The following is a 9,838-nucleotide window of genomic DNA, read 5'->3' as shown; positions in this document are numbered from 1 at the left end:
AATATGATGTATAGTGCATATTGTGTGTATAAGGAGTGGAAATATGAAAAACGGTTACACTATGGATTCTGAACAGATTTTTTTCTATGAATCTTATCGAAAAAAAATTATAAGTGAAATTAAAAAGCAATATGGTCTTAAACTTAATGATATTTTGTTTCTCTACCATCTAAAATCCGCTGATAGTCAACGTATTTCACTTCATAAAGTGAAGCAATCTATCGACTTTAGCTTAATGGAAGTACATAAATCTCTGACAGCTCTTACAGAAATGGGAATCATCGGTAAAGAACGTTCTACTGAAGATGAGCGCAAGGTTTATATTACATTTACAGATGAACAATACAGTAAAATGGATGAAATTTTAAAGAACTTTGACCAAATTCAAAAATCAATTCTTTCTGAAAGCAAATAAATCAACTATCACGTCAGCAGGTACATCATTGAATAGTGTGTATCTGCATTTTCTTTATCCTTACATGATAAAAAGTCTTTGTACAACATATTCCATGTCGTACAAAGACTTTTTTAGCGTTCCCAAATATTTAATTGCTTTTTCTGCGCTTCTTTTTGTGCTTGTTCAATTAGAATACGGTATTTATCATTAGGTGGATAAAATTTAGCACGCGCTAATCCTTCTTTTGCTAACATCACGTTAAACATATCATCACCCAGCCAAACATAAGCCAGCGTCCTGCCGTATCTATCATTCTTTTCACGATCATATTCTAATCTTACTTGCTGACCTGTAAGATGCTTTTTCGTATAGTCCGATGCCGCTTTACCATAAGGTTGAACTGGCGTATTCGGCTTTACCGTCTCCGGTGTATCCACACCAATCAGACGCACACGTTGATTTTCTTCTCCTGGTTTACTGACAATAATTGTGTCACCATCAATGACGCGTTTAACCGTATATGTATCTTCTGATTTGTCTGTATTGCCGGCCGAAAATGGTCCCGATTGATTCATGTATTGAAAACCGAGCACTATAATCGCTACAATAATTACTACACCAATTGGCAATTTTTTATCCATGTCATCACCTTTATTCATTGCGTTCTGACTTATCATAGTAAATTTAATACAGTCGGTCAAGCAAAAAAAGATTATGTCTGATTCTCGACTCGATGATTTATCTTTTACAGAGAGATGCTATAATAGAAAAATAGGAGTGAAATACATGAAAACACTAAAAGACAACTACCTTTCCCTATTGATTATCATCTTCGCGGTTGTCCTAAGCCTTGTATTGCAATACTCATTTAACCTTCCACTAATTGCCGGTGCATTTATAGGTGTATTACTCGGTATTTTATGTGGCTTTATTCTTCAATGGGTACGCAGTAAAAGCAACAAAAACGACAAATCAGATTCTCATAATCACTAGGTAAAAACTTCAACTTACATTAAACTAACAGGACAACTGGTCTCTTTTCGGAATCCGTTGTCCTGTTCTTATTTATCTATTAACTAACGTATTTTATAGCCGTTCCAAACTCTAAACAACAGGGCAACTGTTGGTAATATCATCGCAAATAACACGATATAATAAATTACAACAATCACATTTTCTATTGAAACAGGTACAATTATGTCAACTAAATTGATTAGAGCGAGAATGACAATATTAATCATCAAACAAATAATCAAATCAGATACTTTTGAAACACCTTTGAAATTAAATAAGCTTAACCAATATGATTTGTACATTTTAATATCTCCTTCAAAATGAATTGTTTGGGACAAATATGATTCCAGTCAAACTCTTTATCCCTCACTGCATCACTTATGACAGCCGAAATCCTACCACATCTAATCATACATTCCAACAATAGAAAAAGTCGCTAACAATCCTAAAAATTGTTAACGACTTGGGTTTTCATCAATCTTATAAGTTACCGAAAGTTACAACGTCACGTGCGATCATAACTTCTTCGTTTGTTGGAATTACAAGTACTTTTACAGGTGAATGTGGGTAGTTTAATTCTGCTTCTTTACCGCGTAAGCCTTCGTTCTTACGTGGATCCCAATAAACGCCCATAAATTCTAATCCTTCTAATACACGTGCACGAATTACGTCAGAGTTTTCACCAACACCTGCAGTGAAGATGATAACATCTACACCGTGCATACGTGATGCATACGTACCCATATATTTATGAATGCGTGATGCAAAGATTTCTAATGCAAGTTCAGCGCGCTCGTCGCCTTCGTTTGCAGCTTGTTCAATGTCACGTAAGTCTGATGATTGACCAGTAATACCTAATAAACCAGACTCTTTGTTTAATACATTGATTACTTCTTCAGCTGTTTTACCAGTTTTTTCCATAATGAATGGAATTAAAGCTGGGTCAACGTTACCTGAACGTGTTCCCATTGTTACACCCGCTAATGGTGTGAAGCCCATTGACGTATCAATTGATTCGCCACCATCAACAGCTGTAATTGACGCACCATTACCGATATGGCATGAAATCATGCGTAATTCTTCAATTGGTTTGCCAAGGATTTCTGCAGCACGTTGTGACACGTATTTGTGGCTTGTGCCGTGGAAACCGTATTTACGGATACCATAATCTTTATAGTAGTCGTAAGGTAAGCTATAAAGGTATGCAGATTCTGGCATAGTTTGGTGGAATGAAGTATCAAATACCGCAACGTGTGGGATATTTGGTAATAGTTTTCTGAATGCGTTAATACCCATTAAGTTCGCTGGGTTGTGTAACGGCGCTAAGTCCGCTAATTTTTCAATATCACTTACCACTTGATCAGTTACTAAAGCTGACTCTGGGAAAGTTTCGCCACCATGTACAACGCGGTGTCCAGTACCATCGATATCGTTAATATCGTTGATAACACCATGTTTTTGGAAGCTGTCTAACATAATGTTAACCGCTTCGTCATGGTTATGAATATCACTAACTTCTTTAATTTTTTCACCATCAACTTCAATTGTAAAAATTGAATCGTTCAATCCAATACGTTCGATTAAACCTTTAGTTACTAATTTTTCTTCCGGCATTTCGATTAATTGGAATTTTAAAGATGAACTACCAGCATTAATCGCCAAAATTAACTTTGACATAGGAACGTCCTCCAGTATATTTAAATTTATCCACATCTATTTAACCATTAATACAGTTCTAATTCAAGCGTATTACAGGTTATTTTTAATGATTTTCAGAACGCCATGTTTGTAATTCCGCTAAGAAGTTTTGGAATAATTGTGGGCTCTTAAAATCAGGGATATTGGCTAGAAAAACCTCGACAGGCTTAGTTTTACCTTGCTCTTTACGTTGTAGCACAAGAATTGATTTTTGTGCATTTTTATTTTTGAATAAGTTCGCAGGTAAGTTTAAAAATGCTTGCATCTCTGTTTCTGTAGCAATGAAATTTTCCAACTGTTTCACATGTTCGCCTTCAAAAAGTTGAGTTGGTACGACTAAAAATGCGTAACCAGATGGCTTTAATGCTGCAATCGCTTGTTCAATCATTAAATAATGCGCATAGCTATGTCCTTCATCAAAACCTAATTGCATATCATGACTACGTTCATCTACTGGATAATAACCGATTGGTAAGTCACCCACGACCACATCTGCATCCTCAAATGGTAATGGCATGATTGCGTCTTGCGGATAGACATCAAACGGTATTTCCAAGAAGTTTGCCAAGTGGATACTTACACGTGATAATACAGGATCAACTTCTACTAGATGGTGCATCATCGTCACATCTTTTAGTACATCATGAATTGTCGCACTCAGATGACCTGACCCACTTCCCAAATCAGCAATATGCATGGCTGATGCGTCTGGTTCAAATTGGGACATTAAGAACCCAACAACAAGCCCAATACTATCTGGTGTGATTTGATGGTTCGCTTGCACTTCTTCTTGTTGTAATTGACTTAAATAGGCAAATTGAAATGCTTTACGTCTGTCTTGGAATGATGCTTGTTCCAACAATGATCGCTCTGTTGTATAAAAATATTCCATAGCTAATCCTAAATTTTCAATAAAACTTTGCCCATTTTCTTCATTTAATGATTTAGTCTTTTCATCGAGTTTTTGAAACAATTGCTCCATGATTGACGGTGATTGTGTCATAAGTTACGCCCTTTCAAATTCTAATCTATATTTTTATCTTAACAATAATGCTAGAAAATCTCATGTATACAGCTTCTATCAATCAGCGTGATGACACGCCATATTTCTAGCATAATAAAAAAAGAAGGCTGAGACAAGCACAACAATCGCATTGCCTCAACCTTATCACAGCTTTCAAGACGTTAATATCATATAGTTCGACAACTTCTTAATACGTCTCTAACGCTCTTATACATTCAATTAAATATTGCGATACGCTTCTAATGCCGCATCAAAATTAGGGAAATCAGTGCCTTCTGGGACGATTTCTTTATAGACAACTTTGTTATTTTCATCTAATACGAATACCGCTCTTGCTAATAGCATTAACCCTTCCATTAACACACCATAGTTTTTCGCAAATGAATGTGTTTGGTAGTCACTTAATGTAATGACATTATCTAAACCATTGCTTGCACACCATCTTTTTTGTGCAAATGGTAAGTCTGCTGAAATTGTTAAAACGTAACCATCTTCGTCATTTGCTGCTTCGTTAAATTGACGTGTTTGTTGATCACATACGCCTGTATCAATCGATGGTACAACACTGATCAATTTCTTTTTACCTGCATAATCAGCTAAAGTTACAGGGTTTAATCCTTGATCTACTACTGTGAAATCAGGTGCTTGATCGTTGACTTTCACTTCGTCACCTAATAAATTTACGGGTGTTTGTTTAAATGTAATTTGTGTCAATTGTTTTCCTCCTTATTGATACAATTCCTCACTATTATAACGATTTTGTGTGTCATTCGCACGCATTTGATTTTTAGAAGCTTGAATATGTTTGAGATACTTTTGTTTTACGACCACCGTATCCGCAAAATAATCATGCACGCCTATATGTTTCGGTGTGAAAATAACTGCTAAATATGGTAAGCCCATCATCACATTCGAAATAATGCGACCGATCCATTCTCGCATTAACACATCAGACCATGATAAAGCTGTAATCTCATCTGTGTATACTTTAATTCCTAAAATCATTTTTCCTAAGGTTTGTTGGAAATAGCGTGTCATTAACACAAAATAAGCAAAATACAGTAATGCTTTTAATACATTGGCAACATTAAAATAGGAAATCCATAATTGCCATTCATCCATACCTGTCAATGCAAAGATTGGCGTCAAAATAAGTTGTGTAATCGCCCATAAAATAATAATGTCAATGACGTAACTAAAGAAACGACGACCAAAGCCTGCATATAAAAAGGCATCCAACTCATATTGACTCATAGATAAAGGCGTCGTTACAGATGTTGCCCTGTGTTGTCGTTGACCGGTTGGATTGGCGTTTGTCATGTTATGCATTTCAGTCATTCAAAACACCTACCCTTCGTATTTATACATCGGTCTTGTTTGAGAATCGTTATGCAAAATAGATTTGACTTGTTCTACATCTGCACGAATGCCATTGAAGAAACTTTTTAAACCGAATAATGAACTCAACCCGGCTTCTGATTCGTCAAAACTAATTACCTGCGCATCTTTAGCATTTATAGCCTTTTTCAAGTCTTTAATTGCTGCATCTTTATAGCCAATCTCATCAACCAAGCCGTTATTTTTCGCTTGTTGTGCACTGTAAATACGGCCATCAGCAAGTTGACGTACTTTAGATTCTGACATATGACGGCCTTTCACAATCACATTAATAAATTGGTCGTAACTATCTTTATTAATCGATTGTAAAATCTCGCGTTCTTCTGGTGTCATTTCTTTTGAAGGGCTCATAATATCTTTGTGTTCACCTGATTTAATCGTATTCGTTTTAACACCTAAGTTGCCCAGTAATTCAGAATAATCAATGGACTCTGAAATCACACCGATTGAGCCTGTGATTGTTTGCGGCCCTGCATAGATTTTATCGGCTGGTGCAGAAATATAGTAACCACCAGATGCTGCCATCGTTTCCATTTGAACGTAAACTTTTTTACCCGCATCTTTTACTTCTTTTAACTTTTGATACAGTTCATCACTGGCATAGGTACTACCACCTGGACTATTAACCGTTAACATGACACCTTTAATTGTGTCGTCTCGTTTAATAGTATCCAATTGTTTAAGTGCTGCTTGATGATTATATCCATCCGCTCCAAATAAACCTCCCGTACCCACATCAATGATTTCCCCTTTTACAGAGACTTCTGCAATTTGTTTTGCACTGTTGCCTTCTTTAACAACCACACTCTGCGCATCATCCATCATCGAGATGTTCTTTTCAAAAAATGATGAAGCAACCGTTGTGACTGCGCTCATTAAAATGCCACTTAGCACAATGACTGACGCAAGTATGATTGCAACAATACGTTTTGACATATTTCTACCCACTCCTTTAAAATTAATTTCTTTTATCATAACAAACCTTTTTCAATTTGTACTATTCATATCATATTAACTTGGGGCTGGGACACAATATATTTAAGCACTGGGAAACCGATAAACGGTGTCCCAACCTCATGTTTTTTGCCAAATAAAAAAATCTCTCAAATTATGATGAGAGACCTTTTCAATAGTTACTAAAAAAAATAATCTATAAAGTTTTTAACAATTAAAATCGATGTGACGACGACAAACAGCACTTTGACATATCCGACGCCATATTTGAGTGCAAACCATGCGCCAACATACGAGCCGACAATCATGCTCGCCGCCATACTTAAACCAATAACAAAGTTTACATGACCAAGGTAGATAAATAACAATAATGCCCCAAAGTTAAAGGCAAAGTTTAACACTTTAGCATTGCCTGCTGCACTTAAAAAGTCAAAACCAATGATTAAAAAGGCAAACATTAAAAATGATCCTGTGCCGCCACCTAAAAATCCGTCATAAAAGCCGATAAGCACGATAACACCAACGAATAAAATCAACTTAGTTAGTGATAGTCTTTGATATGTACGAATGCTACCCCAATCTTTTTTCATCACTGTATAAATCAATACGCACGTTAGAATGACAATGACTAAAGGTTTCAGTAATTCTGCCGGTAAATAGACGGCTAATATCGCACCGCATATGGACGCGACAAATGACAACGGAAATAGTTTGGCGACGATTTTCAAATCGACTTTGCCAGAACGTAAATAACGAAGCGCACTTGTTAACGAACCGAATGCGCTCGCAAGTTTATTTGTTCCGAGCGCCGTGGCAGGTGGCAAGCCGATTGCGAGCAATGCCGGAATCGAAATTAAACCGCCACCACCAACAACCGCATCAATAAAAGCTGCTAAAAAACCAAACGCAATAATAACAAGGATTATTGTCCAATCCCATTCCATCAACATGTAACCATCCCCTTTTATTGGTTATCTATTTTAGAATAAGTCGTCTCCCCAAGTTGTTTCAGCTTCTTGTTGTACTTGGTAATTCTTATCTATCACGAGTGTTTCAATATTTGCAACGGCATCGTTCAACATATCTTCAAAATCAAATCCAGATTCATATTTTAAGACTTTGTCGTATTGTGGTTCTGTCACCGGATGTTTTGGTGTGAAAATTGTACAACAATCTTCATACGGTTGAATCGATGTTTCGAACGTACCAATCGCTTTTGCCTTTGCGACAATCTCTTCCTTATCGAGCGACAATAATGGACGTAAAATAGGTGTTGATGTTACGGCATTAATCGCATACATACTCTTTAAAGTTTGGCTGGCAACTTGACCGAGGTTTTCACCATTCACAATCGCATCTGCTTCGATTTGATGTGCCACTTTATCAGCAATGCGTAACATCATACGACGTGTTGATGTCATTGTGTAACGCTCATGAACGACCTTATGGATTTGTTTTTGAACTTCAGTAAACGGCACGATATGCAACTTGATATTCCCTACACGTTCCGCCATAATACGCGTCAATTCAATGACTTTCTGTTTGGCTTTTTCACTTGTAAATGGTGGACTGTGGAAATGAATCGCTTCAATTGTTACACCGCGACGCATCACTTCCATACCTGCGACTGGCGAATCAATACCACCTGATAGCATTAATAATGTTTTGCCACCTGTACCAACTGGTAAACCGCCGATTGCTTGGATATTGCGATCGTACATGTAAATCGCATCTAAGCGGACTTCTACCATAATTTGATGGTTTGGGTTACGTACATCAACGTGTAAGCCTGGTACGTTTTTCAATACTTCGCCACCAACCATGCGTTGAATTGCGAAAGTTTCATATTCAAATTGCTTGTCGCTACGCTTTACTTCTACTTTGAAGCTCTCGCCTTCAGCATAGTTTTGAGCGAACTGATCAGCGTGTTCATAGACTGCTTCCATTGTTTTGTCAATTTTGAGTACCGGACTAATCGAATGGACACCGAACACTTTTGAAATTCGTGACATCATTTCTTCAACATCTGCTTGTGGTTCTAGCTTGATATACATACGGTCACGATTTGCTTTCACTTCATAGCCTTGTAATGGCATTAACGCACGTTTTACGTTTGAACGTAATTGGTTGACGAATACTTTACGGTTTCCACCTTTTAATGTAAGTTCTCCATATCTTACGAGAATATGATCATATATCATTGTTCTAGCAGCTCCTTAACTTCTTCATAGACTGTGTCAAATGCTTGTTGAAATGCTTTGACATCTGTTTGTTTTGTATTGTAATCGAAGGATAAACGGATACTTCCTAAAATGCGAGATGTTGAAATGCCCATTGCCTGCAGTACTTCATTGACTTTGGCATGCTTAGATGAACAGGCACTTGTTGTTGAAATCATCACACCTAATTTTGAAAATGCATTGACGAGCACTTCACCACGTACGCCTGGAAAAGCAATGTTTAAAATATGCGGTGAGGCATCATCAGGTGAATTAATATAGACGCCCGGATGTTGTGCAACAAACGCTCTGATTTGACGGTTCACCTCTGCCAATTCGCGCATCATGGCTTGACGATGATCTTCCGCTAAACGAATGGCTTTTGCACAAGCAACATCCATCGGCACATTCACGGTACCACTGCGCAATGCAAATTCCTGACCACCACCATGAATAATCGGTTGAATGTTGTGCATGTTTTTCAAAATCAGTACGCCTTGCCCTTTCAAGCCATTAAATTTATGACCACTAAGCGCAATGCTATCTACACCGTTTGTAACCAATGGAAACTTGCCCATCGCTTGCACAGCATCTACGTGAAAATGTACTTTCGGATAGTCTTTCAATATGTCTACAATTTCAGCAATCGGTTGCACTTGCCCCATAATATTATTGACTTGCATACATGTCAGCAATATCACATCTGAAGACATCAATGACTTTAAGTGTTCTAAATCAATACGTCCTTCTTTCGTTACATTCACATATTTCAATGTAAAGCCCTCTGTTTCCAATGCACGCATCACTTCTAGAACAGATGGATGCTCTAACACAGACGTAATCAACGTACGACCAAAATGTTTCTTTTGATACGCCGCACCTTTTAGCGCCATATTATTAGATTCTGTTGCACCACTTGTGAAAATCACAGTTTCATCTTGCAGCTGTAGCGTCGTTTTAATTTGTGTACGTGCTTGTTGTAGCAAACGCCCCGCTTCCACACCTTTGTCATGTGGACTATTCGGATTAAAATAAAACTGCTGATTCACCTTCACATAACTGTCTAACACAGAAGCATCAGGCTGTGTCGTTGCCGCATTATCAAAATATAACATCGCTAGGACTCCTTCATTC

General features: G+C 37.3%; 12 protein-coding genes. 2 read left to right on the top strand and 10 right to left on the bottom strand.

What is annotated here, in order from left to right:
* The first annotated feature begins 43 nt into the window (after positions 1–43).
* Positions 44–415: a transcriptional regulator, SarA/Rot family gene (locus tag CD122_RS01670; RefSeq protein WP_103357287.1), complete on the top strand. Its 372-nt coding sequence runs from the start codon at positions 44–46 to the stop codon at positions 413–415.
* A 113-nt stretch (positions 416–528) separates the two neighbouring features.
* On the opposite strand, the gene nucI is transcribed toward CD122_RS01670, so the two are convergent.
* Positions 529–1,038 (bottom strand): thermonuclease NucI, encoded by a 510-nt coding sequence (gene nucI / locus CD122_RS01665; RefSeq protein ID WP_103357286.1) that lies wholly within the window; start codon positions 1,036–1,038, stop codon positions 529–531.
* 145 nt (positions 1,039–1,183) lie between these two features.
* Here nucI and CD122_RS01660 point away from each other — a divergent pair, with 145 nt between their 5' ends.
* The gene (locus CD122_RS01660) at positions 1,184–1,390 is read left to right on the top strand and encodes a hypothetical protein (protein ID WP_103357285.1); all 207 of its coding nucleotides are present in this window, start codon (positions 1,184–1,186) and stop codon (positions 1,388–1,390) included.
* An 83-nt stretch (positions 1,391–1,473) separates the two neighbouring features.
* Here the strand turns inward: CD122_RS01660 and CD122_RS01655 are convergent, their stop codons facing one another.
* From CD122_RS01655 to CD122_RS01615, 9 genes are all read right to left on the bottom strand, one after another.
* Positions 1,474–1,713 (bottom strand): hypothetical protein, encoded by a 240-nt coding sequence (locus CD122_RS01655; RefSeq protein ID WP_103357284.1) that lies wholly within the window; start codon positions 1,711–1,713, stop codon positions 1,474–1,476.
* Positions 1,714–1,891: 178 nt separating this feature from the next.
* A complete protein-coding gene (locus tag CD122_RS01650; RefSeq protein WP_103357283.1) occupies positions 1,892–3,088 on the bottom strand; it encodes an acetate kinase in 1,197 nt (398 codons plus the stop codon).
* Positions 3,089–3,173: 85 nt separating this feature from the next.
* Positions 3,174–4,112, bottom strand: a complete 939-nt coding sequence (locus CD122_RS01645) for a class I SAM-dependent methyltransferase (protein WP_103357282.1) — start codon at positions 4,110–4,112, stop codon at positions 3,174–3,176.
* A gap of 240 nt (positions 4,113–4,352) precedes the next feature.
* The gene (gene tpx / locus CD122_RS01640; protein ID WP_103357281.1) at positions 4,353–4,847 is read right to left on the bottom strand and encodes a thiol peroxidase; all 495 of its coding nucleotides are present in this window, start codon (positions 4,845–4,847) and stop codon (positions 4,353–4,355) included.
* 12 nt (positions 4,848–4,859) lie between these two features.
* Positions 4,860–5,471 carry an RDD family protein gene (locus CD122_RS01635; protein ID WP_103357280.1) on the bottom strand — a complete coding sequence of 204 codons (612 nt, stop codon included), beginning with the start codon at positions 5,469–5,471 and terminating at the stop codon, positions 4,860–4,862.
* A gap of 9 nt (positions 5,472–5,480) precedes the next feature.
* Entirely contained in the window at positions 5,481–6,467 is a 987-nt protein-coding gene (sppA, locus tag CD122_RS01630; protein ID WP_103357279.1) for a signal peptide peptidase SppA, read from the bottom strand.
* Positions 6,468–6,667: 200 nt separating this feature from the next.
* Positions 6,668–7,435 (bottom strand): TSUP family transporter, encoded by a 768-nt coding sequence (locus CD122_RS01625; RefSeq protein ID WP_103357278.1) that lies wholly within the window; start codon positions 7,433–7,435, stop codon positions 6,668–6,670.
* A 30-nt stretch (positions 7,436–7,465) separates the two neighbouring features.
* Complete coding sequence (thiI, locus tag CD122_RS01620; RefSeq protein WP_103357277.1) at positions 7,466–8,686, bottom strand: tRNA uracil 4-sulfurtransferase ThiI; 1,221 nt, start codon at positions 8,684–8,686, stop codon at positions 7,466–7,468.
* The gene (locus tag CD122_RS01615) at positions 8,683–9,819 is read right to left on the bottom strand and encodes a cysteine desulfurase family protein (protein WP_103357276.1); all 1,137 of its coding nucleotides are present in this window, start codon (positions 9,817–9,819) and stop codon (positions 8,683–8,685) included. Before CD122_RS01615 ends, thiI begins: the two co-directional genes overlap by 4 nt.
* Between the last annotated feature and the right edge of the window lie 19 nt (positions 9,820–9,838).

This window comes from Staphylococcus rostri (genome assembly GCF_002902145.1).
GTDB classification, from domain to species: domain Bacteria; phylum Bacillota; class Bacilli; order Staphylococcales; family Staphylococcaceae; genus Staphylococcus; species Staphylococcus rostri.
This window is presented reverse-complemented; position numbering and strand designations above follow the sequence as displayed.

Excerpts from the sequence above, each read along its gene's own strand:
- CD122_RS01670 (WP_103357287.1), top strand. The coding sequence starts at position 44 with ATGAAAAACGGTTACACTATGGATTCTGAACAGATTTTTTTCTATGAA.
- nucI (WP_103357286.1), bottom strand. The coding sequence starts at position 1,038 with ATGGATAAAAAATTGCCAATTGGTGTAGTAATTATTGTAGCGATTATA.
- CD122_RS01660 (WP_103357285.1), top strand. The coding sequence starts at position 1,184 with ATGAAAACACTAAAAGACAACTACCTTTCCCTATTGATTATCATCTTC.
- CD122_RS01655 (WP_103357284.1), bottom strand. The coding sequence starts at position 1,713 with ATGTACAAATCATATTGGTTAAGCTTATTTAATTTCAAAGGTGTTTCA.
- CD122_RS01650 (WP_103357283.1), bottom strand. The coding sequence starts at position 3,088 with ATGTCAAAGTTAATTTTGGCGATTAATGCTGGTAGTTCATCTTTAAAA.
- CD122_RS01645 (WP_103357282.1), bottom strand. The coding sequence starts at position 4,112 with ATGACACAATCACCGTCAATCATGGAGCAATTGTTTCAAAAACTCGAT.
- CD122_RS01635 (WP_103357280.1), bottom strand. The coding sequence starts at position 5,471 with ATGACTGAAATGCATAACATGACAAACGCCAATCCAACCGGTCAACGA.
- sppA (WP_103357279.1), bottom strand. The coding sequence starts at position 6,467 with ATGTCAAAACGTATTGTTGCAATCATACTTGCGTCAGTCATTGTGCTA.
- CD122_RS01625 (WP_103357278.1), bottom strand. The coding sequence starts at position 7,435 with ATGTTGATGGAATGGGATTGGACAATAATCCTTGTTATTATTGCGTTT.
- thiI (WP_103357277.1), bottom strand. The coding sequence starts at position 8,686 with ATGATATATGATCATATTCTCGTAAGATATGGAGAACTTACATTAAAA.
- CD122_RS01615 (WP_103357276.1), bottom strand. The coding sequence starts at position 9,819 with ATGTTATATTTTGATAATGCGGCAACGACACAGCCTGATGCTTCTGTG.